Consider the following 25852-nt stretch of genomic DNA (forward strand, 5'->3'; position numbering starts at 1 on the left):
AGCGTTAGCTCGCCTTCCGCTTTTGATCTGAGCGCCCCCTCGAGAGGCCGAGTGGAGGTTCTGCGTAGTGGGCAACCCGGCATGGATGCCGGGTTAGCCGCCCCCGGCCATGGATGGCCGATGGCGGCGGGCCCACGGAGCAGGACCGGAGCGAGGGCATGCCGAGCCTAGGCGAGGCACCGAACGAAAGGGGCAAGAGCCCTTGGTTACTTGGGGCTTTTCCAAGTGACTCGCCGTAAGGGCGAAACCAATAGAGGCCGTTACCGCAGCAACGGATATGCCCCAAACCAAACCAAACCACGCGTCACGCCAAACGCTGAGCCTTCTCGTCCTCACCCAAACAAGCCGCCGCCGTAAACAGCACATCAGTCGAAGAATTCAGCGCAGTCTCCGCCGAATCCTGCAACACACCAATAATGAAACCAACCGCCACCACCTGCATCGCGATCTCGCTCGGAATGCCGAACAGACTGCACGCCAGTGGAATCAGCAACAACGAACCGCCCGCCACACCCGAAGCGCCACAGGCACAAATCGCCGCAACGACACTCAGCAAGATGGCAGTCGGAATATCCACGGCAATACCCAGCGTATGCACAGCCGCCAGGGTCAGCACAGTAATGGTGATCGCAGCCCCCGCCATGTTGATCGTCGCACCCAGCGGAATCGAAACCGAATAAGTGTCCTCATGCAGACCCAGGCGCTTGCTCAGTTCCAGATTGACCGGAATATTCGCCGCCGAACTGCGGGTGAAAAACGCCGTGATGCCACTTTCACGCAAGCACATGATCACCAGCGGATACGGGTTGCGACGCAGCTTCCAGAACACGATCACCGGGTTCATCACCAGCGCCACAAACAGCATGCAACCCAGCAACACCGCCAGCAGATGCGCGTAGCCGATCAAGGCACCGAAACCGGAAGTGGCGAGGGTCGACGCCACCAGGCCGAAAATCCCCAGCGGCGCAAAACGGATCACCAGGCGCACGATCAGGGTCACGCCGTTGGACAAGTCGCCGAGCACTTCACGCGTGGTGTCACCGGCATGGCGAATGGCGACGCCCATGCCGATGGCCCACGCCAGAATGCCGATGAAATTGGCATTCATCAGCGCGCTGACCGGGTTATCCACCACGCTCAGCAGCAGACTTTGCAGCACTTCGCCGATACCGCCCGGCGCCGTCACCGCGACGTCGTGGGTGGACAGCACCAGGCTCGACGGGAACATCATGCTGGCCACGACCGCGACCACGGCCGCCGCAAACGTGCCCAGCAAGTACAGAAACAGAATTGGGCGAATGTGGGTTTCCTGGCCGTGCTTGTGGTTGGCGATCGACGCCATGACCAGCACGAACACCAGAATCGGCGCGACGGCTTTCAGCGCCGAGACGAACACTTTGCCAATGAACGCGGTGGACTTCGCCACGTCCGGCGCAACCAGCGCCAGGGCAATCCCGGCGAGCAGGCCGATGATGATTTGCGTAACTAGGCTCAAGCGTTTCAAGCGTTGCAATAGCGAAGGGGATGAAGCGGTCATAAAACGGCATCTCTGATTTTATTAGGTGCGGGGTGTCGCGACATCGCGGCCATTAAAGGGCGGATGAACAGGGTGTACGAATCGCAGGGCGCGGACTTTATCACAGCGTCGTCCGCATCCCTCAGACCTGTGACGATCTGCCGCCCGCCTGTTAAACGCGATGTGCAGGTTCGTGCAACCGCCTTTGGAAACACTCTGTTAAGATTGCGCATCCTCATTTTCATGTCTGCCAGTGAGCCTTCGGGCTATCGCTGGTGTTGTCGTTTTCTGGAGTTCTGCATGCTGTTGCCCATCCTTCTGTTGTCCGCCGCCGGTTTCACGGTGCTGACCACGGAATTCATCATCGTCGGCCTGTTGCCGGCAATCGCCCGGGATCTTGAAGTGACCATCCCTCAGGCCGGTTTGCTGGTGACGTTGTTCGCCTTCACTGTCGCCGCGTTCGGGCCGTTCCTGACCGCGTACTTCGCCCGGTTCGAACGGCGCAAGCTGTTCATCTCGGTGTTGATCATGTTCGGCCTGGCCAACACCCTCGCGGCGTTTGCGCCGAACATCTGGGTGATGGCCGTTGCGCGGTTGATCCCCGCGCTCGGGCTGCCGGTGTTCTGGGCCCTGGCCAGTGAAACGGCGGTGGACATCGTTGGGCCGGATTACGCCGGACGCGCCATTGCCAAGATCGGTTTCGGCATCGTTTGCGCGACCGTGTTCGGGATTCCGGTGGGTACGTTGATTTCCGATGCGTTCGGCTGGCGCAGTGCCTTCGGCATTCTGGCGGTGATCGCGTTTGCCAAGGCGTTGCTGCTGTTTATCTACTTGCCGAAAACCAGCCTGCATCAACACCAGGTGAGCTTCCGTTCACAGTTCAAGATCCTGCGCAGCCCGTTGATGATCGGGCATGTGTTGCTGTCGATCCTGGTGTTCAGCGGCATGTTTACCGCTTACACCTATCTGGCGGACATTCTTGAGCGGCTGGCCGGTTTCAACGGCACCGTGGTGGGTTGGTGCCTGATGGGCTTCGGCGCGGTGGGCCTGATCGGCAACTCGTTGGGCGGTCGCGCGGTGGATCGTCATCCGCTGATTGCTTCCGTGACGTTCTGCGCGTTCATGATCGCCGGCATGGTGACGCTGGTGCCGAATATCCATTCGCCGCTGGGGCTGGCGGCGGCAATGGGCATTTGGGGCGTGACACAAGCGGCGTTGTTCCTGGTCAGCCATGTGCGTTTGATGAAAGCCGCGCCCGAAGCGCCGGCCTTTGCCGCGTCGCTGAACATTGCCGGCGCCAACCTCGGTATCGGTCTGGGCGCGATGGTCGGTGGCCGGGTGATCGACAGCGTTGGCCTGGGTGGGCTGGGCTTTGCGGCGGCCGGTTTTATTCTGATCTCGATCCTGTTGGCCATGGCGCTGATGACCTTCAAGCCCCGCGAAGTCTGCGCCTGACCCTCACATCGCGGTGAACAGCTCGCGTCGGGCACCTTCGGTAATCGCAACGATGCCGGGGTGCTTGACCTTGCGCTCCACCGAAATGGCGTAGAACGACTCGGTCACGGCGTCGGTCTGGCCAATCAATTCCACGCCGCACTGACGCTTCACTTCATCGGCAATCACGCTCGGGCCAATGAAAATCCCGCTGCCAGACTGACCGAAGGCCTGCATCAACGCGCTGTCGTCGAACTCACCGACGATGCGCGGCTGAATCTGCTGCTCGGCAAACCAGCGTTGCAAGCGACTGCGCACCACGGTTTCCGGCCCCGGAATCAGTAGCGGTGCGCCGTGCAGGCTGCGCGGGAAATCCTGGCCGTACTGCGCCGCCAGTTCGGCGGTGGCGAAGAAGCTGATCCCGCATTCCCCGAGTTTCTGGCTGTAGCCCTTGATGTCCAGGTGCGATGGCATCGGGCTGTCGGAAATCACCAGATCGAGGCGCTGAATCGCCAGGTCGGCGAGCAAGCGTTCGAGTTTGTCTTCGCGACAGGTAATGCGCAGCGGTTCGCTCAGCTCCATGGTCGGCGCGATCAGGCGGTAGACGATGGATTTGGGCACCACATCAGCCACGCCAACCCGAAACAGAATCTGTTGCTCATTGGGTTGCGCCCGCAGCATCAGCTCCAATTCACCGCCGAGCTGAAACATCTGCTCGGCGTAGGGCAGGGTCTGGCGGCCGGCTTCGGTGAGTTCCAGCTGTCGGCCAACCCGACGAAACAACTCGATGCCATACGTTTGTTCGAGCAAGGAAATCTGCCCGCTGATGGTTTGCGGCGTCAGGTTCAGCTGTTCGCAGGCGCGCACGATGCTGCCGGTCTTGGCCACGACCCAGAAGTAATGCAGTTGTCGATAGTTGAGCATGGCGACCTACAGTTCGTGAAAACCGAAGTATAACCGCTAAAAATACGAATTTTCCTGAAGTGTTTGCCTCCCTAGAATGCCTCGCTATCAACGGGCCATCGTTTCGGCCCGTTTTGTTCTATCGAGGAAAGCATCATGAAGCTTAAAACCACGGCACTGTTGATTGCGTCTTTACTGGTGCTGGCCGGTTGCGACCAGGCCGAAAAAAGCGCTCAGCAACTGATGGGCAAGGCTGCCGAATCCGCCAAGCAAGCGATTGACGACACCCACAAAGCCGCCGAGCAAGCGCTCAGCGATGCCACCAGCGGGTTGATCAGCAAGAAAGAATCATCGGGCGACGACAAAGAGAAAACCGAATCGTCGTCCCAGGAAATCTAAACCGTCTTAAAACGAGTCAGGACTGACCCATGGAATACCTTTTAGAACTTGCTGCAAGCCCCACCGCCTGGGTCGCCCTGGCCACGCTGGTGGTGATGGAAATCGTGCTTGGCATCGATAACCTGATCTTCATCTCGATCCTGACCAACAAACTGCCGGAACAGCATCGGCAGAAGGCGCGGCGCATCGGTATCGGCATGGCGCTGATCCTGCGACTGGCACTGCTGAGCACCATCGCGTTCATCGTCCAGTTGACTGAGCCGGTGATCGAGATCCTCGGCCACGCGTTCTCCTGGAAGGACATGATCCTGATCGCCGGCGGCCTGTTCCTGTTGTGGAAGGCGACCACCGAGATCCATCACAGCATGGACCCGGCGCCGGAAGATCCGAAGTCGGCGACCTCGACCGTGACCCTGGGCTTTGCCGCCGCGATCGGTCAGATCCTGATGCTGGACATGGTGTTCTCCATCGACAGCATCATTACCGCTGTCGGCATGACCGAGCATTTGCCGATCATGATCATCGCGGTGGTGGTGTCGGTGCTGGTGATGTTGTTGGCGGCTGACCCATTGGCCAAGTTCATCAACGACAACCCGACGGTGGTGATGCTGGCGCTGGGCTTCCTGATCATGATCGGCATGACGCTGATCGCCGAAGGCTTCGGCGCCCACGTACCGAAAGGCTACGTCTACGCAGCCATGGCGTTCTCGGCAACGATTGAAGGCTTGAACATGATGTCGCGACGGGCCAAGCAGAAGCGAATTGCCGCTGAAGCGTAACCTGGGCTGAAACGAAAACGGCCGCCTGCACTCGCAAGAGTCCAGGCGGCTGTTTGTATTCGGGGTAGTAAAAAGTGCCCGTCAGTGCGCGGTGGCGTGACGTGCACCTGGTTTTTCGGTTTTCGTTACCCGAGCCGGCTGGGCGGGGTGGTGATGGTGTCGGCGGGCAATTCGCAGGACTCCCCACAACATGGCGGCGGCAACAGCCAGCCAACTGAAAATCAACATCACTATGGTCATTGTCAGGCTCATCAGTGCCTCCTCTTCGCCCTGCTTCGGGCACACACGCTTTGCAAGTGACAGTCTAGTCGCTGCCATGTTGCAGGCTATTGACCAAAGGTCGGTGCCGACCAATCAGTTCGCTCTATCGAACGCAATCAACTGCCGGTTAAGGCTATACCGCTGTCGCGCGGCGTCCTATGATCAACGGCCAAGCCGGGAGCACGGACACCTGGCGTCTGAACAAGAGAGTGATGATGGTGCGGGTATTTTCGCGAATTCGAACGGCAGCCCTGATTGCTGGCTGTGTTACAGGTCTGGCTGGCTGCGCGGGCAGTGTGGCGCCGGAGGTCAAGCGTCTGCCGGAACGCGTGGAACTCAGCGGGACGTTCTACCGTGGGCAAAGCTTTCAAAGCGGGCCCCAGGTGCTGGCCAGTCTGTTGGCCCAGCAGGGCATCGTGATTACTCCGGGGTTGCTCGAAAAACCTTTGCACCTGCCGGGCGCCGAAGCGCAATTGCAGCAGAACATGCAGAACCTCGCCCGCGAGTACGGGATGGTCGTTTACCCACTCGACAGCCATTTGCCTGCGCTGCTGACCCAGGTTGCGGCGGGTTACCCGGTGATGGTGCGCTTCACTGAAGGCTCGGCGTTCTGGGCTGAACCGCGTTACGCCATTCTTGCCGGGTACAACCGTCAGAAGCGGACTGTGTTGCTGCGCTCGGGAATGAATCGTCGGGAGTTGATGAGCTTCAGCTCGTTTGAGTCGTCGTTCAAGGATGCGGGTGGCTGGGCGGTGCTGATCCAGAAACCGGAGCAGATTCCGGCCAACGTTGATCAGTCGCGTTGGTTGAAAGCGGCGAGCGACCTGGCTCAGGCCGGCCAGGAGCAGGCCGCTGCCCGTGCGAAGAAGGCGCTGACTTCGCAGTAAGCTTCCCGTTCGTCATCTGCCCGGCACTGCCACTTGCGATTGGCCTCTAAAGGATAAGGGCCCGGATGTTTCCGGGTCCGTTCCAAGGAGGCGTCCATGACACATCCCACTTCACCCTCCGGCCCGCACTCGTCCGAGCATTCATCAGGCAATGAGTTGGGTTTCGATCCGGATTCACCGGACCTTGCCGACCCTCAGGTCGACCCCATCGGACCTGCCAGGGCGCCAAGGGATGTAAAACCGGGCGAGGCGGGCAAGGCTCCCGCCAAACCTTACGACCCGCTCGCGAATTTGAAACCCTGACGTTTTGTGTGAGGTGCGTATGTCTACTGATTCGAGTTTTGACGACAAGCGTCCGGACAGTGTTCCAACCACTGTGGAGGATGATATTGATCCGGTGATGGATCCGGGCAGTCCGATGCGTGATCCATTGGTCAGGCCGGTGGTGAGGCCAAGGGATCCGAGTGCGGGGGATGGTATTCCGGATGATGATCAGATGCCGTTGCCGAATGATTGAGGTTTTCGGTTTGGCGTTCAGTGGATTGGGGGTATATCCGTTATTGCGGTAACGGCGGCTATTGGTTTCGCCCTTACGGCGAGTCACTTGGAGAAGCGCCAAGTAACCAAGCGCTTTTGCCCCTTTCGTTCGGTGCCTCGCTAAGGCTCGGCATGCCCTCGCTCCGGTCCTGCTCCGTGGGCCCGCCGCCATCGGCCATCCATGGCCGGGGGCGGCTAACCCGGCATCCATGCCGGGTTGCCCACTGCGCAGAACCTGCGCTCAGCCTCTCGAGGGGGCGACTACCGCCACAGCCGCCGAGGCGGCCTGAAAGCCGACCTGGCTCTTCAGTCGTCCGTGTTGCCCTTCTTTGATGCGTTCACTCATTCCGGACATGCACACCAACCCCCTGTAGGAGCCGGCTTGCTGGCGATAGCGGTGGGTCATCCAACATATTTATTAACTGGATCGACGCCATCGCCAGCAAGCCGGCTCCTACAATGGATTGGGTTCACACGATTCAAAATTGTAGGAGCTGGCTTGTCGGGTCACCGCATCGCAGCGATGGACGCCAACGATAACGCGGGCTGTCTGAATGAACGCGTTGTTCAAACGCTTTTCGCCGGCAAGCCGGCTCCTACAGGAAATCGCATACGCTTTTGATTTCCACCACTCATCAGGCCGAGCGTTAGCTCGCCTTCAGCTTTTGATCTGAGCGCCCCCTCGAGAGGCCGAGTGGAGGTTCTGCGCAGTGGGCAACCCGGCATGGATGCCGGGTTAGCCGCCCCCGGCCATGGATGGCCGATGGCGGCGGGCCCACGGAGCAGGACCGGAGCGAGGGCATGCCGAGCCTAGGCGAGGCACCGAACGAAAGGGGCAAGAGCCCTTGGTTACTTGGGGCTTTTCCAAGTGACTCGCCGTAAGGGCGAAACCATAAGCCGCCGTTACCGAAGAAACGGATATATCCCCAACTACTTCGAAGCCTCAACCACACCACTCTGACGGTGCTTGAGGTTCTTCTCCGACTTGTACTGCAAGGCCTCAGACGGAACATTGGCGCCCTTGCCGGTCTCGACCCAGTTGCGAATACGACTGGCATCGGCGAAGTGTGTGTACTTGCCGTACGCATCGAGAATCACCAGCGCCACCGGACGATTACCCATGCTGGTCACCAGCACCAGGCAGTGGCCGGCTTCATTGGTAAAGCCGGTTTTGGTCAACTTGATGTCCCAGTTCGGCTTGCCGACCAGATGGTCGGTGTTGCGGAAACCCAGGCTGTAATTGGGTTTGCGAAACGAGACGGTTTTTTCCTTGGTGGTGCTCAACTCGGTCAATAACGGGTACTTGTGCGCCGCGATCAGCAATTTGCTCAGGTCGCGTGCGGTAGAAACGTTACGAGGGGAGAGGCCAGTCGGTTCGACGAAGTGGGTGCTGGTCATGCCCAACGCCTTGGCCTTGGCGTTCATCGCGGCAATGAATGCGACATAGCCGCCTGGATAGTGGTGGGCCAGGCTCGCGGCTGCGCGGTTTTCCGAGGACATCAGCGCGATCAGCAGCATTTCCCTGCGCGGCAATTCGCTTTTGAGTTTCACCCGGGAATACACGCCTTTCATTTCTGGCGTATCGCTGATGTTGATATTGATGTACTCGTCCATGTTCTGCCTGGCTTCGACCACGACAAGACCAGTCATCAATTTGCTGACGGAGGCGATAGGGACAACCACATCGGGGTTGCTGGCATAGATGACTTTGTTGGTCTGCATATCCAGCAGCAAAGAGCTGCCGGAAGCCAGCTTGAGTTGTTTCGTATCTCGAGGTGCCGCGGTGGTTTCAGCAGCATTGACCGTTGGCGTGATGAACGTCCCTGTAAATACAAAAAATAGGCTCAGGATGGAAAGACGGATTTTCACGCTGGCAGACTCATAAGGTGTGGATTAGCCGTTTTGTAACGGGCTGTTGCTTAAAAAAACGACGCATTTTAGGAGTATGGCTGAAGAACTGTCGATGGTTGTTCAATCAACAAGTCAAAGTCCTTGAAAAGCCCTACAAAACAGCAGGTTTCCGGCGAGTGGTAGGGGCTGTTCAGCGGGCAAAAAGAACCCCGCCATTGGCGGGGTTCTTTTGTTCGTTGCCTGGATCGAGGCGTGAACTCAGCTGTGCAGCGTTTCCGCTGCATACAGCGTATTTTCCAGCAGGCAGGCGCGGGTCATCGGGCCGACGCCGCCCGGTACTGGAGTGATCCAGCCAGCGCGGGGCAGGGCGGTTTCGTAGATCACGTCGCCGACCAGTTTGCCGTCTTCCTGACGGTTGATGCCGACGTCGATCACGATCGCGCCTTCCTTGATCCACTCACCCTTGACCAGGCCCGGCTTGCCGGCGGCGACCACCACCAGATCGGCGCGACCGACGTGGCCTGCCAGATCCTTGGTGAAGCGGTGGGTGACGGTCACGGTGCAACCGGCCAGCAGCAATTCCATCGCCATCGGTCGCCCGACAATGTTGGAGGCGCCGACGACCACTGCATCCATCCCGTAAAGATCGGCCCCGGTGCTTTCCAGCAGGGTCATGATCCCTTTGGGCGTGCAAGGGCGCAGCAGCGGAATGCGCTGGGCCAGACGACCGACGTTATAAGGATGGAAGCCGTCGACGTCTTTGTCCGGACGAATGCGTTCCAGCAATTTGGACGCGTCCAGGTGTTCAGGCAGCGGAAGTTGAAGCAGAACGCCGTCGATTGCCGGGTCGTCGTTCAGGCGATCGATCAGGGCGGTCAGCGCTTCTTGAGTGGTTTCGGAAGGCAGGTCGTAGGCTTGGGAAATGAAGCCGACCTCTTCACAGTCTTTACGCTTGTGCGAGACATAAACCTGAGAGGCAGGATCGCTGCCGACCAGGATCACCGCGAGACCGGGAGTGCGCAGGCCTTGCTGGCGACGCTCGGTGACGCGTTTGGCGATCTGCTGGCGCAGGCTGGCGGCGATCGATTTGCCGTCGATTAGTTGTGCAGTCATTGCGCGTGATTAACCATCGAGAGGGGAAAAAAAGAGAACGCATTCTCGCATGTCATGAGGTGAGGGCAAAGGCGCTTGGTCTGCAAATTCCTCTAACCCCTTTAATTAAATGAATTTTTTTTAAAAAGGATTTGACGCCCTACGGGGGGCTCTATACTATTCGTCGCACTTGTCGGGCACAGCCTAGCACTGGTTAAGAAGGTCGAGTGGAATTACGATTCTGCAAGGCTGGAAAGCACTTAGTTTGTAGTCCTTCAAGGGTACAGATTAACAAGGCGCCCGTAGCTCAGCTGGATAGAGCATCCGCCTTCTAAGCGGATGGTCGCAGGTTCGAGTCCTGCCGGGTGCGCCATTAGGCAGCTTTGGCACAAGTAACGCGATATGGTGGGCGTAGCTCAGTTGGTAGAGCACGGGATTGTGACTCCCGTTGTCGTGGGTTCGATCCCCATCGTCCACCCCATATTTCGAAAGGCGCCAGATTAACAGTCTGGCGCCTTTGCTTTAACGGCTACATGCGGATGTGGTGGAATTGGTAGACACACTGGATTTAGGTTCCAGCGCCGCGAGGCGTAAGAGTTCGAGTCTCTTCATCCGCACCAAATAAAGCTTCATTCAGGCCGCTGGCTTGGCTGGAGCTCAACGAAGAAGTTGTTTGGCTTCTTTGTTACGCAATATGGTGGGCGTAGCTCAGTTGGTAGAGCACGGGATTGTGACTCCCGTTGTCGTGGGTTCGATCCCCATCGTCCACCCCATATTCCGAAAGGCGCCAGATTTAACAGTCTGGCGCCTTTTTTGTTTTAGTGGTTTGAGTGTTTCGCGACCGCAGGTTCTGGGTCGCAGGCGCAGGGCGTTTCGTCGTATTTTTGTTTCTCGATGATGCCGTGCTGCTCGCCGGTCTTGCTCGCGAGATCGGCTGTCAGGGAGATGCCTGGCAATCGCTTCTATATATAGAAGGGTTGGCGCAGAGCCCTGGCATGATTGGCTGTATTTGCCACCGGGGCGAGATGCATTCATGCATTCGCACCTATAAATTGCCTGCTGCGTTGTTACCCGTTTTCAGTAGGGTGACTTCTTGAGTTTGACCTACTAGAATGCATGCCCTTGATTCTGGGGTCGGAAACGGCCGGCCAACGTCTGTGCAACGAGGAATATCCATGCAAGTTTCTGTTGAAAATACTTCTGCTCTTGAGCGCCGCATGAGCATCACCGTGCCGGCTGAGCGCATCGAGACTCAGGTCAACAAGCGTCTGCAGCAGACCGCCCAAAAGGCCAAGATCGCTGGTTTCCGTCCAGGCAAAGTGCCGATGAGCGAAATCAAGCGCCGTTTTGGTGCTGATGCACGTCAGGAAGCTGTCGGCGACGTCATCCAGTCCTCTTTCTACGAAGCCGTAGTTGAGCAAAAGCTGAACCCGGCTGGCGCTCCTTCGATCGAGCCGAAATCCCTGGAAGCTGGCAAAGACCTGGAATACGTCGCGATTTTCGAAGTGTTCCCTGAGTTCACCGTTGCCGGTTTCGAAGGCATCACCGTTGAGCGCCTGAGCGCTGACGTGGCTGACGCCGATCTGGACAAAATGCTGGACGTGCTGCGCAAGCAGAACACCCGTTTCGAAGTGGCCGATCGCGCCGCTCAGAACGACGACCAACTGAACATCGATTTCGTCGGCAAGGTTGACGGTGAAGTGTTCGCTGGCGGTTCCGCCAAAGGCACTCAGCTGGTTCTGGGTTCCGGCCGCATGATCCCGGGTTTCGAAGACGGTCTGGTTGGCGCTAAAGCCGGCGAAGAGCGCGTTCTGAACCTGACCTTCCCAGCTGACTATCAGAACCTGGACCTGGCGGGCAAAACCGCTGAGTTCACCGTGACTGTGAACACTGTTTCCGAGCCAAAACTGCCTGAGCTGAACGAAGAGTTCTTCGCTCAATTCGGCATCAAGGAAACCGGTCTGGAAGGCTTCCGCGCCGAAGTTCGCAAGAACATGGAGCGTGAACTGCGTCAGGCAATCAAATCCAAGGTCAAGAATCAGGTAATGGACGGTCTGCTGGCCACCAACCCGATCGAAGTGCCAAAGGCTCTGCTGTCCAACGAAGTTGACCGTCTGCGCGTGCAGGCTGTTCAGCAGTTCGGCGGCAACATCAAGCCTGACCAACTGCCGGCCGAGCTGTTCGAAGAGCAAGCCAAGCGTCGCGTTGTTCTGGGTCTGATCGTGGCTGAAGTGGTCAAGCAATTCGACCTCAAGCCTGACGAAGCCCGCGTTCGCGAAATGATCCAGGAAATGGCTTCGGCCTACCAAGAGCCTGAGCAGGTTGTGTCCTGGTACTACAAGAACGAGCAGCAACTGAACGAAGTCCGTTCGGTTGTGCTGGAAGAGCAAGTTGTGGATACTGTTCTGCAGAAAGCTAGCGTGACCGACAAATCGGTCTCTTACGAAGAAGCGGTCAAGCCGGTAGAAGCTCCACAAGCCGACTGATCTTTTCTGCGGTAAGAAGCACACACCATAAGCCAGCCTTCGTGCTGGCTTATGCGTATTCAAGACATAACTATTTGGGAGTGACTGCAGAGCATGTTCCGTAATTCGTATATTCAGCAGAACTCTGATATCCAGGCCGCAGGCGGCCTGGTCCCGATGGTTGTCGAGCAGTCTGCTCGTGGCGAGCGCGCCTACGACATTTACTCGCGTCTTCTCAAGGAGCGGGTGATCTTTCTGGTGGGGCCGGTAGAGGACTACATGGCCAACCTGATTTGTGCGCAGCTGCTGTTCCTTGAAGCGGAAAACCCGGACAAGGACATCCATCTCTATATCAACTCCCCGGGCGGTTCGGTGACGGCGGGCATGTCGATCTACGACACCATGCAGTTCATCAAGCCTAACGTGTCGACCACCTGTATCGGTCAGGCCTGCAGCATGGGCGCATTCCTGCTGACCGCCGGTGCTCCTGGCAAGCGTTACTGCCTGCCGAACTCACGCGTGATGATTCACCAGCCACTGGGCGGTTTCCAGGGGCAGGCTTCGGATATCGAAATCCATGCCAAGGAAATCCTCTTCATTCGTGAGCGTCTCAACACGCTGATGGCCAAGCATAGCGGGCGCACGCTTGAAGAGATCGAGCGCGACACCAACCGCGACAATTTCATGAGTGCAGAAGCCGCGCGTGAATACGGGTTGATCGATGAAGTGATCACCCAGCGCCCCGCTTAATATAAGCAGCTCAAAATAAGGCGGGTCGGCTGGTCCGATCACCAGCGGGCTTGAAAAAGCCCGCAATAGCCTTCATCTTGTGTTGCAAGCCTATCGGATTTGGATCGAACGAATGACTGACACCCGCAACGGCGAGGACAACGGCAAGCTGCTCTATTGCTCCTTCTGTGGCAAAAGCCAGCATGAAGTGCGCAAATTGATTGCCGGCCCCTCGGTCTTTATCTGCGACGAGTGCGTCGACCTGTGCAATGACATCATCCGAGAGGAGGTGCAGGAAGCCCAGGCGGAAAGCAGCGCGCATAAATTGCCTTCGCCTAAAGAAATCAGCGGCATCCTTGATCAGTACGTGATTGGTCAGGAGCGTGCAAAAAAGGTTCTGGCTGTAGCGGTGTACAACCACTACAAACGCCTGAACCAGCGTGACAAAAAGAATGACGACGTCGAACTCGGCAAGAGCAACATCTTGCTGATCGGCCCGACAGGCTCGGGTAAAACCCTGCTTGCCGAAACACTGGCCCGCTTGTTGAACGTTCCGTTCACCATCGCCGACGCAACCACCCTCACCGAGGCGGGTTATGTGGGTGAAGATGTCGAGAACATCATTCAGAAGCTGTTGCAGAAGTGCGATTACGACGTAGAAAAAGCCCAGATGGGCATTGTCTACATCGATGAGATCGACAAGATCTCGCGCAAGTCTGACAACCCGTCGATCACCCGGGACGTTTCCGGTGAAGGCGTGCAGCAGGCCCTGCTCAAGCTGATCGAAGGTACGGTCGCTTCCGTTCCGCCTCAAGGTGGTCGCAAGCATCCGCAGCAGGAATTCCTTCAGGTTGACACCCGTAACATCCTGTTCATCTGCGGCGGTGCATTCTCTGGTCTGGAAAAGGTTATTCAAAACCGTTCCACCAAGGGCGGCATCGGTTTCAACGCAGAAGTGCGCAGCAAGGAAGAAGGCAAGAAAGTCGGTGAATCCCTGCGTGAAGTCGAGCCTGACGATCTGGTCAAGTTCGGTCTGATCCCGGAATTCGTCGGTCGTCTGCCGGTTCTTGCCACGCTGGACGAGCTTGATGAGGCTGCATTGATGCAGATCCTCACCGAGCCGAAAAATGCTCTGACCAAACAGTATGCCAAGCTGTTCGAGATGGAAGGCGTGGACCTGGAATTCCGGGCCGACGCACTCAAATCGGTCGCCAAACGTGCCCTGGAACGCAAGACCGGTGCCCGTGGACTGCGCTCGATTCTCGAAGGCGTATTGCTCGACACTATGTATGAAATCCCCTCGCAGTCCGAGGTGAGTAAAGTAGTGATCGATGAAAGCGTTATAGAAGGCAAGTCCAAGCCACTGTATATCTACGAAAACAGTGAGCCGGCTGCCAAGGCCGCGCCAGACGCTTAAGCGTCACGCAGCTGGAATAAAGAAGGGGCCTTCGGGCCCCTTTTCTTTTAAAGCATTTTTAACGTCCTCTTTGCGCTTGTTTTTTTTCAAGGCAGCCCCCATCTTGGTTTCAAGCTTACTTCCATCTGTTTACGGCCTTATGGCCGCCGTAGAGGCGAAATCATGAAGACAACCATCGAATTGCCTCTCCTGCCATTGCGTGATGTCGTGGTTTATCCGCACATGGTTATCCCGCTGTTCGTGGGGCGCGAGAAATCCATCGAAGCCCTCGAGGCAGCGATGACGGGCGACAAGCAGATCCTTCTGCTGGCCCAGAGAAACCCTGCTGACGACGATCCCGGTGAAGAAGCACTTTATCGCGTAGGCACGATCGCTACCGTTCTGCAGTTGCTCAAGTTGCCTGACGGCACGGTCAAGGTTCTGGTCGAAGGTGAGCAGCGCGGCGCCGTGGAGCGCTTCAGCGAAGTGGACGGCCATTGCCGTGCCGAAGTCTCCTTGATCGATGAAGTCGATGCGCCTGAGCGCGAGTCGGAAGTGTTTGTCCGCAGCTTGCTGGCTCAGTTCGAACAATATGTGCAGCTGGGCAAGAAAGTCCCCGCTGAAGTCCTGTCGTCGCTCAACAGCATCGACGAGCCAGGCCGCCTGGTCGATACCATGGCCGCGCACATGGCCCTGAAGATCGAGCAGAAGCAGGAAATTCTCGAAATCATCGATTTGTCGGCCCGGGTCGAGCACGTCCTGGCGTTGCTGGATGCCGAGATCGATCTGCTGCAAGTCGAAAAACGCATTCGCGGTCGCGTCAAAAAACAAATGGAGCGCAGCCAGCGCGAGTACTACCTGAATGAGCAGATGAAGGCCATTCAGAAAGAGCTCGGCGACAGCGACGAAGGCCATAACGAAATCGAAGAGCTGAAAAAGCGCATCGATGCCGCCGGCCTGCCGAAAGACGCCTTGGCCAAGGCCCAGGCTGAACTGAACAAGCTGAAACAAATGTCGCCAATGTCCGCGGAAGCGACCGTGGTGCGTTCGTACATCGACTGGCTGGTTCAGGTGCCGTGGAAGGCTCAGAGCAAAGTGCGTCTGGACCTGGCGCGTGCCGAAGACATCCTCGACGCCGACCACTACGGTCTGGAAGAAGTCAAAGAACGCATCCTCGAATACCTCGCCGTGCAAAAGCGCGTGAAGAAGATTCGTGGCCCGGTGTTGTGCCTGGTCGGTCCTCCTGGCGTGGGTAAAACCTCGCTGGCGGAGTCGATTGCTCACGCCACCAACCGTAAATTCGTGCGCATGGCCCTCGGTGGTGTGCGCGATGAAGCGGAAATTCGTGGTCATCGCCGGACTTATATCGGTTCGATGCCAGGTAGATTGATTCAAAAGATGACAAAAGTGGGCGTGCGCAACCCGCTGTTCCTGCTCGATGAAATCGACAAAATGGGCAGCGACATGCGTGGCGATCCAGCATCGGCGTTGCTGGAAGTGCTCGATCCGGAGCAGAACCACAACTTCAACGATCACTATCTGGAAGTCGATTACGACCTGTCCGATGTGATGTTCCTGTGCACCTCGAACTCGATGAATATTCCACCGGCGCTGCTCGACCGGATGGAAGTGATTCGTCTGCCGGGTTACACCGAAGACGAGAAGATCAACATCGCCGTCAAATACCTTTCGCCGAAGCAGATTACTGCCAACGGTTTGAAGAAAGGCGAGCTGGAATTCGACGCCGAAGCGATCCGCGACATCATCCGCTACTACACCCGCGAAGCCGGTGTACGTGGGCTGGAGCGCCAGATTGCCAAGGTTTGCCGCAAGGCGGTCAAAGAGCATGCACTGGAAAAACGCTTCTCGGTGAAGGTCACTGCCGACATGCTGGAGCACTTCCTGGGCGTGCGTAAATTCCGCTACGGCCTGGCTGAATCGCAGGATCAGATCGGTCAGGTGACCGGCCTGGCATGGACTCAGGTGGGCGGCGAATTACTGACCATCGAAGCCGCTGTCGTACCGGGCAAAGGCCAGTTGATCAAGACCGGTTCGCTGGGTGACGTGATGGTCGAATCGATCACCGCTGCCCTGACCGTTGTCCGCAGCCGCGCGAAGAGCCTGGGCATTCCCCTGGACTTCCACGAGAAGCGCGACACGCACATCCACATGCCGGAAGGGGCGACCCCGAAGGACGGCCCTAGCGCCGGTGTAGGCATGTGCACGGCCCTGGTGTCGGCGTTGACCGGGATCCCGGTGCGCGCTGACGTGGCCATGACGGGTGAAATCACCTTGCGCGGTCAAGTGCTGGCGATTGGCGGTCTGAAAGAAAAACTGCTTGCTGCCCACCGTGGCGGGATCAAGACGGTGATCATTCCTGAAGAGAACGTACGCGATCTGAAGGAAATTCCTGACAATATCAAGCAAGATCTGCAGATTAAACCGGTTAAATGGATTGACGAGGTCCTGCAAATTGCGCTGCAATACGCGCCGGAGCCCTTGCCCGATGTAGCTCCGGAGATAGTTGCAAAGGATGAAAAACGCGAGTCTGACTCTAAGGAAAGAATTAGCACGCATTAGTACGCATTTGCCTGGAGGGCTTGTTGACAGCTTTTTAGAGCCCTTGTTATAAAGCGGCTCTTAAGTGTCTGTAGGCCATTCAGCACTCGTTTTTGCTTTCACCAAAAAACTTAGAATCATACTCAAATAGATATAAGGGGACTTAGAGTGAACAAGTCGGAACTGATTGATGCTATCGCTGCATCCGCTGATATCCCGAAAGCTGCTGCTGGCCGTGCGCTGGACGCTGTAATCGAATCCGTCACTGGCGCTCTCAAGGCTGGCGACTCTGTTGTTCTGGTTGGTTTCGGTACTTTCTCCGTGACTGATCGTCCAGCTCGCATTGGTCGTAACCCACAGACCGGTAAGACACTGGAAATCGCAGCAGCCAAAAAACCAGGTTTCAAAGCCGGTAAAGCACTGAAAGAAGCTGTCAACTAAGTTCGATTCAGGTTTTTGCCTATCCGGGTCGGGGTCATGCCTGACCTGGCAGCGGAGCGGTAGTCCAGTCGGCAAGTTGCCGGTCCGAGACACCGAGGGTCGCAAGTTCGAACCCTTGGTCCGCTCCGCCAGTTACGAGAAGGCGCATCCTCGGATGCGCCTTTCTTCTATCCGGATTCTACCCACGCTCCACGGTTGCCTAATTTTGAAGTTCAACCGTTTCTGGGGGACGCATGCTGCAGAATATCAGGGACAATTCACAAGGCTGGATTGCCAAGACCATTATCGGGGTCATCGTTGCACTGATGGCTTTGACCGGTTTCGACGCCATTTTTCAGGCCACCACCCATCGTAACGATGCGGCCAAGGTCAACGGCGAAGAAATCAGCCAGAACGAGCTGAGCCAGGCGGTCGATATGCAACGCCGTCAACTCATGCAACAGCTGGGCAAGGATTTCGATGCTTCCTTGCTCGACGAAAAAATGCTGCGCGAATCGGCCCTCAAAGGCTTGATCGACCGCAAGCTGCTGCTGCAAGGCGCAGAAAACTCGAAATTCGCTTTTTCCGAAGCGGCTTTGGACCAAGTGATCCTGCAAACCCCTGAGTTCCAGGTGGACGGCAAGTTCAGCTCCGAGCGTTTCGATCAGGTTATTCGTCAGCTCGGCTACAGCCGCATGCAATTCCGCCAGATGCTGGCTCAGGAAATGCTGATCGGCCAACTGCGCGCTGGCCTGGCTGGCAGCGGTTTCGTTACCGACGCACAGGTGCTGGCCTTCGCCCGTCTGGAAAAACAGACCCGCGATTTCGCTACCCTGAACGTCAAGGCTGACCCGGCGGCTGTGAAGCTGACCGACGATGAGGTCAAGGCCTACTACGACGAACACGCCAAGGAATTCATGACGCCGGATCAGGTGATCATCGATTACCTCGAGTTGAAGAAGTCTTCCTTCTTTGATCAGGTCGCGGTGAAAGACGAAGACCTGCAAGCGGCGTATCAGAAAGAAATCGCCAACCTGTCCGAGCAACGTCGGGCGGCGCACATTCTGATCGAAGTGAACGGCAAGGTGACCGAGGCGCAAGCCAAGGCCAAGATCGAAGAAGTTCAGGCCCGTCTGGCCAAAGGCGAGAAGTTCGAGGCCCTGGCCAAGGAATTCTCCCAGGATCCAGGTTCGGCGAACAACGGTGGTGACCTCGGTTACGCAGGCCCTGGCGTCTACGATCCAGCGTTCGAAACCGCGCTGTATGCGTTGGCCAAGGACCAGGTTTCGGCCCCGGTTCGTACTGATTTCGGCTTCCACCTGATCAAGCTGTTGGGTGTCGAGGCGCCGGAAGTTCCGACCCTGGCCAGCCTGAAAGACAAGCTGACCCGCGAGCTGAAAACCCAGCAGGTCGAGCAGCGTTTCGTCGAGGCGACCAAGCAACTGGAAGACTCGTCGTTCGAATCTTCCGATCTGGCCCAGCCGGCACAGGACCTGAAACTGACCGTTCACACCTCCAAGCCGTTCGGCCGGGAAGGTGGCGACGGCGTTGCAGCCAACCGTGCGGTGATCGCTGCCGCGTTCAGTCCTGAAGTGCTGGATGAGGGTGCCAACAGCACCGCCATCGAACTCGATCCGGAAACCGTGATCGTGTTGCGTGCCAAGGAACACCTGAAGCCTGCGCAACTGCCGCTGGAAAGCGTGTCTGCCGCCATCCGTGGGCAATTGGCCAAGGAGCACGCCAGTGCTGCCGCCAAGACCAAGGCTGATGAGCTGATTGCCAACCTGCGCGAAGGCAAGACGCCGCTGGACAAGGCGATTGACGGTCAGAGCTGGAAAGTCACCGCTGCGGCGAATCGCGCTCAGGAAGGGATTGACCCGACTGTGCTGCAAGCGTTGTTCCGCATGCCGAAGCCGGTTGCCAAAGACAAGCCGACCTTCAGCAGCGTGACCCTGGCCGATGGTAGCCTGGTGATCGTGCGTCTGAACGGCGTCAACGAAGCCGCTGCGCCGACCGACGAAGAGAAGGCTCAATACCGTCGCTTCCTCGCCTCGCGCATTGGCCAGCAAGACTTTGCGGCCTACCGCAAGCAGTTGGAAGCCGAAGCGGACATCAAGCGTTTCTGATGCCTGACTGAGTTTCCCGCGACACAAAAACCCCGGCCAAACCGCCGGGGTTTTTTGTGGGCACAGAAAAAGCGGGCAGGGACTGTCCGTCGGCTGAGTTTTTTCCGGGCGACTTTTTCCTGTAAATGGCAGTCATTACACTTGTAACTGTTTCAAGACACTAATCGATGCGACGCTAAGCATCGATCTGTTGCACAATACGCCCCGGACCGTTTTTCTCAGGATGTTCAATGTTTAAATCATTTCCCGTGCGGGTTGTCGGGCTGGCGTTGGTGCTGGCCGTCGCGGCCGGTTGCTCTTCGAAAAAAGCCCCGATCTATGAGCATGAGAACTTCGACGACTCCGGAACCTTTTCGCGCAATTACCCGGTTACCGATGCGCAATCCTGCGAAGCCGCCCGTCGCGCGTTGCTCAGCCAGGGTTACATCATCACCAGCAACGACCCGAAGCTGATCAGTGGTCACAAGAGCTTCCAGCAGACTGGCGAGACCCACATGGAGATCAGCTTCAGTGTGGTCTGTGCCGATGATGGCAGCGAAGGCCATCACGCGACCATGTTCGCCAACGCCTTGCAGGATCGCTATGCGCTGAAGAAGACCAACAACTCCGCGAGCCTCGGTGTCGGTGTGTTGGGTTCGGTATCGATGCCGATCGGCTCGTCCGACGACTCGATGGTCAAGGTCGCCAGCGAAACCGTCTCGTCGGCTAAGTTCTACGAGCGTTTCTTCGCCCTGGTCGAATTGTTCCTGCCGCCGGAAGCGAAAAAAGCCGCGCACATCGTCGAAAAGCCGAAAACCGATCTGGGCGTGCCTGAAGCCAAGGCCGCTCCGGCGCCTGAGCCGGCCTCTGCCGCCCAATCAGCTCCAGCTCCTGCTCCGGCAGCCGAGCCTGCGCCGGCACCTGCTGCGGAACCGGTTGCACCGCCACCTGAGCCCGCACCGGTTGCACCGACCGAGAACGCTGAATCGGCGGCACCGTCGACGGAAAATGTCACGCCACCAGCGCAGTCGAATTTGCCTCCTCCGAGCGAACCGATTCCTGCCATGCCTGTGACCAGCCAATAATCGGTGGCTGACGCTCCGGGATCGGCTAGCAGCCTGTCGATCCCGGAATCGTGTTCAAGTTTGATCCGCGTCAACCCAGGCCACATTCCGATGGCCTGTATCGAAAAATCCTGTGATAAATTCCTGACCACCTGCTACGTTTTATTCAGTAGCGACGAAGCGTCGTGCCTGCGTCATTTTTCTTTCACGCGGGCACTTTATGCTCAAGGTGCAGGTCATTTATTCAAGCGTTTTTTCAATGAGCGATGGGGGATTCAAAATGGACGATTATCAAGAAGAGCTGCTCGAGTTCCAGGCCTTTGAACTGGACCCGCTGGAACCGGCCGAAGACGCTACCGAGCTGTAAGCGTCAGCCCGACTGGCGGTGACTGCGGCGAAACTCGCCGGGTGTTTGACCGCTCCAGCGTTTGAAAGCACGTTGAAACGCTTCGGCTGAGGCAAAGCCCAGCAGGTAGGCGATTTCACCGAACGCCAGTTCAGTGTCACGAATGTAGGTCATGGCCAGGTCGCGACGAGTGTCGTTGAGAATTGCACGAAACTGCGTGCCTTCCTCGGTGAGTTTGCGGCGCAAGGTCCAGGTAGGCAGCTTCAGGCGTGCCGCCACTTCTTCCAGGTCGGGTTCCCGGCCACCATTGAGCAACGGCCCCAGTAACTGAATGATGCGTTCACGCAGGCTGCGGGTGCGTGTCAGTTGTTCCAGTTCCCGTTCACACAATTGCAGCAGGTGTCGCCACGTACTCGGGCAGTGCAGCGGGTTGCGCTGAGCGAGGCTGGCCAGACTCAGGCGCAGTTGGTTCTGCTCGGCGCCAAACTGGATCGGGCAATCCCCCAGCACCGCATAAGCGTCCCGGTAATCCGGCTCGTCGAACTCGATCTCGATGCGCTCAGCGCTCAGGGGAACAGGGCTGACGCTGGACAATTGTTGCAACCAGCCGGCGATGATCGAATCCACCACGAAGCGGTTATAGGCGTTGTAAGGGCTGATGGAATAGAACCGCAGCCACGCGCCTTGGGCATCTTCGTGGAAACTCGATTGACCGCGATAGTTGGAGCCGTACAAGGCTTCGAAGCGAATCAGGCAACGTGCCGCTTCGCGTACTGTCGGTGCCTGCGCGGCGGTAACCCCGGCGAGGCCGGCCTGGCTCAGGCGGCTGAGCTGGCCCATGCGTAAACCCAGTGCCGGGTCGGCGGTCAGTTGGATGGCGCCGTGGCCCAGGCGCATGTAGCGCGGGATCGACAGCCGGGCGCAGGCTTCGCCAAGCCGGGCGGGGTCCAGGCCATACTGGTCGAGCAGGGGCTGAGGATCGATGCCGTGACTGCGCACCGCGTCGGCCAGGCTGTGAACAAAGCCCACCGACAGATCGCCCAGACGCATCGGCAACGGTTTCATGGTTTACAACCAAAGGTTCAGCAAGCGCGCGCCACGGAAGTTTCCACCGGCGAAATGCTGCCCGTTGCTGCTGAGAAAACTTTGCCCGGCGCTGCCCTGATCCCAGAACTGCCCGCGCAGGAACACGCTCATGCCGGCGATGGCCTGGCTGGCGGGCGGTTGTGCGGTCAGCGTCAGGCGGTGCCAGGCTTGACCCTCGCTCAGTTCGCCAGCCTTGAGGCTGACGGAATCGGGCGTCGACAGACCCTTGTAGCCGCGCCATGGCTTGTCCCAGGCGCCGCGACCGATGACGAACGCCGGGACCGCGACCAGCTGCGCGCCCTGATCGTCGAGTTGGCGGTAGTTGTCCGGGTACCAGCTGTCGCTGCCGATCAACACGCCCAGGCGTCCGGCCGGGGTGTCGACGACGTTGAGCGTGTGTTCGCCATTGGCCTGGATCACATCGCTTTCATCGACGATCGGGTGCATCTGGCGCTGTGGCTGGCCAATCGGCAGCCCGTCGCGGCCGAACACCACGCTGCTGTTGTACAGCGCACCGCGACCGATTTTCAGGGTGCCGTCGATGATGCTCGGCTCGGGCAGCACGATGGAGCCCGCCACGAGCGTCACGTGAAATTCCTTTGCCAGCCCACCAAACAGGGCCTGGTAATCCTTGGCCATACTCTTGGCTTTCATGCGCAGGTGCGCATCGTCGAGGCGGTTGTCACCCTTGGCGCTGATCAGCGCGCGGATGAACTTCAACGGGTTGCTCACCGCCAGCCAGTTCATGGCTTCCTTGAGCGTGGTGGCTTGATACAGCTCGTCTTTCTCGCCGCTGACCATCAGCCAGGTGCCGACATGTTCGGGCAGCACCACGATGGTTTTTTCATTCAGCAGCCCCTGTTCCTGGGCTTTCTGCAAATAGGCCGCGAGTTTGCGGTGCAAGCGTTCGGTGCTTTGGTAGTCGGTGGGAAACAGTTCGGGCTGGATACCCAGCAGGTTGCCACGATCGGCAGGCGTTCCCTGATCGATGGCGAGATCGATGCGCAAGTCCGACAGGTAATGACCCGCCGGACGATCCGCGGCCCACATGGCGTAGGTCGTCAGGGCGGCAATCAATGCCATGGAGAAAGTCAGGTACAGAAGTTTGCGCATGGGAAAACAGTTAGTGGCCGTGTGCAGGGTTCATGATTGGCGTTCAGGATGGGGGACGAGGCTACGGTAAAACAACGCGTTGAGGGGCGGTTTTTTTGATTTTTTTGCGGTTTTGCAGCGAATGATGGCCGACGCTGGCGAACCAATGCAAAGACGCATCGCAATGATCCATATGTGCCGAATTCGTCATGGCGTCGGCCTAAAGCGATCAAGCCGTGACGGCTGGAACGGGTCAGGCTGGACGGTCTGTTCAAGGAGATGATTATGATCCGTCTGTCCCTGGCCGAAGCTCGCGAGCTGGCCGAATCGATCTTGCTGCACAACGGTTTCAACCTTGCCCACGCTCAGGCGGTGACAGCCACAGTGATTGCCGGCGAGCGCGATGGCTGCGCCTCCCATGGTTTGTATCGGATCCTGGGCTGCGTCAACTCACTCAGGGCAGGCAAAGTGGTGGCCGATGCCGAGCCGCAGGTCATTGATCAAGCGCCTTCGATCGTGCGCGTGGACGCGGCGGGTGGTTTTTCACAATTGGCGTTCCAGGCGGGGCTGCCGTTGTTGGCGCAGAAAGCCCGGGCAAACGGTATCGCTGCGCTGGCAATCAATCGCTGCGTGCATTTCTCTGCGCTGTGGGTTGAGATCGAGCAACTGACGGCGGCCGGCCTCGTGGCATTGGCCTGCAATCCCAGTCATGCCTGGGTGGCGCCCGCGGGCGGCAGCCAGCCAGTGTTTGGCACCAATCCCATTGCGTTCGGCTGGCCACGCTCGGGCAAGGACCCGTTTGTGTTCGACTTCGCCACCAGCGCGATTGCCCGTGGCGATATCGAGTTGCACCGGCGCGCCGGCAAAGCGCTGCCCGAGGGCTGGGGTGTGGACGCGCAGGGGCAGCCAAGCACCGATGCCAACGTGGTGCTCGATGCGGGCGCGATGCTGACGTTCGGTGGGCACAAAGGCTCGGCGCTGGCGGCCATGGTGGAACTGATCGCCGGGCCGTTGATCGGCGACCTGACCAGCGCCGAGTCACTGGCTTACGACGCCGGCAGCAAGTCGTCGCCGTACCACGGCGAGTTGATCATTGCCCTTGATCCACGACGCTTTCTCGGTGAAGCCACCGAACAGCATCTGGCCCGTGCCGAGGTCTTGTTTGAGAGTATTGAAGGGCAAGGTGCACGGTTGCCCTCGCAACGGCGCTATGAGGCGCGAGCGCGTAGCCTGGTGGAGGGCGTCGAGATTCCCGAGGCGTTGTACAACGATCTGAAAGCGCTGCTGGGATGAGTGAGAGCGTGCGCCACCGGTAAACCGGTGGCGTTTTTTTACAGGGGCGCGCGTTGATTGCTGCCATCGACCAGACGAGCGATGCCTAGCGGGTTGGCATTTTTCAGCGGGTCGGGCAGAAGCGCGTCGGGACAGTTCTGGTAGCACACCGGCCGCAGGAAACGCTCGATGGCGAGGCTGCCGACCGAGGTGCCGCGCGCATCTGAGGTGGCCGGATAAGGCCCGCCATGCACCATCGCATCGCAGACTTCGACGCCGGTCGGGTAACCGTTGAACAACACCCGACCAACTTTTTGCTCCAGCAGCGGTAACAGCCCGGGGTGATTTTGCAGGTCGCCGGCTTCAGCAATCAGCGTGGCCGTGAGTTGCCCGTGCAAGTGCTGAAGTGCCCGTTGCAGTTCGGCTTTGTCGGCCACTTCCACCAACACTGTCGCCGGACCGAACACTTCTTCTTGCAACAGCGGGTCGCCATCGAACAACAGACTCACGTCAGCCTTGAACAGTTGCGGCTGCGCCTGTGTGCCCTGTTGATCGCGACCAGCCAGGTGAGTGATGTTCGGGTGCGCGTGCAACGCCTGCACACCGTTGGCGTAGCTGTCGAGCGTGCCGAAGTTGAGCATGGTCTGCCCCGGTTGCCCCGCCATCACGGTGCTCAGCGATTGGGTGAAGGCGCTGAACGCTGGCGAGCGAATACCGATCACCAGTCCCGGGTTTGTGCAGAACTGGCCACAGCCGAGCACCACGGAGGCGGCGAGTTCGCTGGCAATTTTCTCGCCCCGCAGTTGCAGTGCTTCGGGCAATACCAGCACTGGATTGATGCTGCTCATTTCGGCGAACACGGGAATCGGCTGCGCTCGTGCCGCGGCCATGTCGCACAGCGCGCGGCCACCCTTGAGTGACCCCGTGAAACCGACAGCCTGAATCGCCGGATGTTTGACCAGGGTTTCGCCCACGCCTGAACCGTAGATCATGTTGAACACACCCTTGGGCATGTCAGTCTGCTCGGCGGCACGGATGATCGCGTCGGCCACGAGTTCGGCCGTCGCCATATGCCCGCTGTGGGCCTTGAACACCACCGGGCAACCGGCGGCCAGGGCGGCAGCGGTATCGCCACCGGCGGTTGAGAATGCCAGCGGGAAATTGCTCGCACCGAACACCGCGACCGGGCCGACGCCGATCCGGTATTGGCGCAAATCAGCTCGTGGCAGTGGCTGACGCTCGGGCAGGGCCTGGTCGATGCGTGCCGCATAAAAATCGCCACGGCGCAGGACTTGCGCAAACAGGCGCATCTGGCTGCTGGTGCGCGTGCGCTCACCCAGAATGCGTCCGTTCGGCAGCGCCGTCTCGCGGGTCACCAGAGCGATGAAATCATCGTCCAGTGCCTCCAGTTGCGTGGCGATGGCTTCGAGAAATTCCGCGCGGCGTATAGCCGACAACGTGCGAAAGGTCGGGTAGGCGGCTGCGGCGGCCTGGGCGGCGGCGTCGACTTCTTCGTTGGTGGCCTGCATGAACGCGTAGGGCAGCGCTTCACCGGTAGTGGCGTCGTGGCTGCGCACGGTGATCTTGCCGGCGGCACTGCGCGCACCGCCGATGTAGTTGTGGCCGATGATCTGGGGCATGAAAAGCTCCTGTCGGAAT

The 25852-nt window shown here is 58.6% G+C and carries 22 protein-coding genes and 5 tRNA genes; 19 read left to right on the forward strand and 8 right to left on the reverse strand.

Going from position 1 to position 25852, the window contains the following annotated elements; all coding sequences use genetic code 11:
• Positions 1 to 304: 304 nt before the first annotated feature.
• A complete protein-coding gene (sstT, locus tag IB245_RS26615; protein ID WP_008033700.1) occupies positions 305 to 1537 on the reverse strand; it encodes a serine/threonine transporter SstT in 1233 nt (410 codons plus the stop codon).
• 279 nt (positions 1538 to 1816) lie between these two features.
• On the opposite strand from sstT, the gene IB245_RS26620 reads away from it, so the two are divergent.
• A complete protein-coding gene (locus IB245_RS26620; protein WP_008033699.1) occupies positions 1817 to 2971 on the forward strand; it encodes an MFS transporter in 1155 nt (384 codons plus the stop codon).
• Positions 2972 to 2974: 3 nt separating this feature from the next.
• On the opposite strand, the gene nhaR is transcribed toward IB245_RS26620, so the two are convergent.
• The gene (nhaR, locus tag IB245_RS26625; protein ID WP_192229174.1) at positions 2975 to 3874 is read right to left on the reverse strand and encodes a transcriptional activator NhaR; all 900 of its coding nucleotides are present in this window, start codon (positions 3872 to 3874) and stop codon (positions 2975 to 2977) included.
• Positions 3875 to 4009: 135 nt separating this feature from the next.
• Between nhaR and IB245_RS26630 the strand changes: the two genes are divergently transcribed.
• Complete coding sequence (locus IB245_RS26630) at positions 4010 to 4252, forward strand: hypothetical protein (protein WP_008044162.1); 243 nt, start codon at positions 4010 to 4012, stop codon at positions 4250 to 4252.
• 29 nt (positions 4253 to 4281) lie between these two features.
• The gene (locus tag IB245_RS26635; protein ID WP_008044163.1) at positions 4282 to 5031 is read left to right on the forward strand and encodes a TerC family protein; all 750 of its coding nucleotides are present in this window, start codon (positions 4282 to 4284) and stop codon (positions 5029 to 5031) included.
• Between the two features lie 81 nt (positions 5032 to 5112).
• Here the strand turns inward: IB245_RS26635 and IB245_RS26640 are convergent, their stop codons facing one another.
• On the reverse strand, positions 5113 to 5283 hold the full coding sequence (locus IB245_RS26640; RefSeq protein ID WP_192229175.1) for a hypothetical protein: 171 nt from the start codon (positions 5281 to 5283) through the stop codon (positions 5113 to 5115).
• A 167-nt stretch (positions 5284 to 5450) separates the two neighbouring features.
• On the opposite strand from IB245_RS26640, the gene IB245_RS26645 reads away from it, so the two are divergent.
• The 3 genes from IB245_RS26645 to IB245_RS26650 all read left to right on the forward strand — a co-directional run bounded on the left by IB245_RS26645 (position 5451) and on the right by IB245_RS26650 (position 6696).
• Positions 5451 to 6179 carry a peptidase C39 family protein gene (locus IB245_RS26645; protein WP_192229176.1) on the forward strand — a complete coding sequence of 243 codons (729 nt, stop codon included), beginning with the start codon at positions 5451 to 5453 and terminating at the stop codon, positions 6177 to 6179.
• A 96-nt stretch (positions 6180 to 6275) separates the two neighbouring features.
• On the forward strand, positions 6276 to 6482 hold the full coding sequence (locus tag IB245_RS29150; RefSeq protein ID WP_008033692.1) for a DUF6021 family protein: 207 nt from the start codon (positions 6276 to 6278) through the stop codon (positions 6480 to 6482).
• Between the two features lie 19 nt (positions 6483 to 6501).
• A complete protein-coding gene (locus tag IB245_RS26650) occupies positions 6502 to 6696 on the forward strand; it encodes a hypothetical protein (protein ID WP_008044165.1) in 195 nt (64 codons plus the stop codon).
• A 950-nt stretch (positions 6697 to 7646) separates the two neighbouring features.
• Here IB245_RS26650 and pbpG read toward each other — a convergent pair.
• Together pbpG and folD are read right to left on the reverse strand one after the other, a co-directional pair.
• Positions 7647 to 8585 (reverse strand): D-alanyl-D-alanine endopeptidase, encoded by a 939-nt coding sequence (gene pbpG, locus IB245_RS26655; RefSeq protein WP_192229177.1) that lies wholly within the window; start codon positions 8583 to 8585, stop codon positions 7647 to 7649.
• 240 nt (positions 8586 to 8825) lie between these two features.
• Positions 8826 to 9680 carry a bifunctional methylenetetrahydrofolate dehydrogenase/methenyltetrahydrofolate cyclohydrolase FolD gene (gene folD, locus IB245_RS26660; protein WP_008034109.1) on the reverse strand — a complete coding sequence of 285 codons (855 nt, stop codon included), beginning with the start codon at positions 9678 to 9680 and terminating at the stop codon, positions 8826 to 8828.
• Positions 9681 to 9955: 275 nt separating this feature from the next.
• Here folD and IB245_RS26665 point away from each other — a divergent pair.
• The 12 genes from IB245_RS26665 (at position 9956) to IB245_RS26720 (ending at position 20418) form a co-directional block, all read left to right on the forward strand.
• Positions 9956 to 10032: transfer RNA gene (locus IB245_RS26665), tRNA-Arg, on the forward strand.
• Between the two features lie 32 nt (positions 10033 to 10064).
• Positions 10065 to 10140 (forward strand) — tRNA-His (locus IB245_RS26670).
• Between the two features lie 54 nt (positions 10141 to 10194).
• Positions 10195 to 10279, forward strand: a tRNA-Leu gene (locus tag IB245_RS26675).
• A 77-nt stretch (positions 10280 to 10356) separates the two neighbouring features.
• A tRNA-His gene (locus IB245_RS26680) sits at positions 10357 to 10432 on the forward strand.
• A 402-nt stretch (positions 10433 to 10834) separates the two neighbouring features.
• Entirely contained in the window at positions 10835 to 12145 is a 1311-nt protein-coding gene (gene tig / locus IB245_RS26685; RefSeq protein WP_032832734.1) for a trigger factor, read from the forward strand.
• Positions 12146 to 12238: 93 nt separating this feature from the next.
• Positions 12239 to 12874 carry an ATP-dependent Clp endopeptidase proteolytic subunit ClpP gene (gene clpP, locus IB245_RS26690; RefSeq protein ID WP_008034105.1) on the forward strand — a complete coding sequence of 212 codons (636 nt, stop codon included), beginning with the start codon at positions 12239 to 12241 and terminating at the stop codon, positions 12872 to 12874.
• A 112-nt stretch (positions 12875 to 12986) separates the two neighbouring features.
• A complete protein-coding gene (gene clpX / locus IB245_RS26695; RefSeq protein ID WP_007946893.1) occupies positions 12987 to 14270 on the forward strand; it encodes an ATP-dependent Clp protease ATP-binding subunit ClpX in 1284 nt (427 codons plus the stop codon).
• Between the two features lie 162 nt (positions 14271 to 14432).
• Positions 14433 to 16829 (forward strand): endopeptidase La, encoded by a 2397-nt coding sequence (gene lon / locus IB245_RS26700; RefSeq protein ID WP_008034103.1) that lies wholly within the window; start codon positions 14433 to 14435, stop codon positions 16827 to 16829.
• A 147-nt stretch (positions 16830 to 16976) separates the two neighbouring features.
• The gene (locus tag IB245_RS26705; protein WP_002552737.1) at positions 16977 to 17249 is read left to right on the forward strand and encodes an HU family DNA-binding protein; all 273 of its coding nucleotides are present in this window, start codon (positions 16977 to 16979) and stop codon (positions 17247 to 17249) included.
• 53 nt (positions 17250 to 17302) lie between these two features.
• Positions 17303 to 17380 (forward strand) — tRNA-Leu (locus IB245_RS26710).
• Positions 17381 to 17482: 102 nt separating this feature from the next.
• The gene (locus IB245_RS26715; RefSeq protein WP_192229178.1) at positions 17483 to 19354 is read left to right on the forward strand and encodes a SurA N-terminal domain-containing protein; all 1872 of its coding nucleotides are present in this window, start codon (positions 17483 to 17485) and stop codon (positions 19352 to 19354) included.
• A gap of 230 nt (positions 19355 to 19584) precedes the next feature.
• The gene (locus IB245_RS26720) at positions 19585 to 20418 is read left to right on the forward strand and encodes a DUF2242 domain-containing protein (RefSeq protein ID WP_192229179.1); all 834 of its coding nucleotides are present in this window, start codon (positions 19585 to 19587) and stop codon (positions 20416 to 20418) included.
• Between the two features lie 349 nt (positions 20419 to 20767).
• On the opposite strand, the gene IB245_RS26725 is transcribed toward IB245_RS26720, so the two are convergent.
• Together IB245_RS26725 and IB245_RS26730 are read right to left on the reverse strand one after the other, a co-directional pair.
• Positions 20768 to 21808, reverse strand: coding sequence for an AraC family transcriptional regulator (locus IB245_RS26725; RefSeq protein WP_192229180.1), 1041 nt, complete (start codon positions 21806 to 21808; stop codon positions 20768 to 20770).
• Positions 21809 to 21811: 3 nt separating this feature from the next.
• A complete protein-coding gene (locus IB245_RS26730) occupies positions 21812 to 22942 on the reverse strand; it encodes a carbon-nitrogen hydrolase family protein (protein WP_192229181.1) in 1131 nt (376 codons plus the stop codon).
• A gap of 264 nt (positions 22943 to 23206) precedes the next feature.
• On the opposite strand from IB245_RS26730, the gene IB245_RS26735 reads away from it, so the two are divergent.
• On the forward strand, positions 23207 to 24214 hold the full coding sequence (locus tag IB245_RS26735) for an Ldh family oxidoreductase (protein WP_192229182.1): 1008 nt from the start codon (positions 23207 to 23209) through the stop codon (positions 24212 to 24214).
• Positions 24215 to 24252: 38 nt separating this feature from the next.
• On the opposite strand, the gene IB245_RS26740 is transcribed toward IB245_RS26735, so the two are convergent.
• A complete protein-coding gene (locus IB245_RS26740) occupies positions 24253 to 25833 on the reverse strand; it encodes an aldehyde dehydrogenase (NADP(+)) (protein WP_192229183.1) in 1581 nt (526 codons plus the stop codon).
• Between the last annotated feature and the right edge of the window lie 19 nt (positions 25834 to 25852).

Origin of the sequence: Pseudomonas sp. PDM02 (assembly GCF_014852285.1) — a bacterium.
Classification (GTDB): domain Bacteria; phylum Pseudomonadota; class Gammaproteobacteria; order Pseudomonadales; family Pseudomonadaceae; genus Aquipseudomonas; species Aquipseudomonas migulae.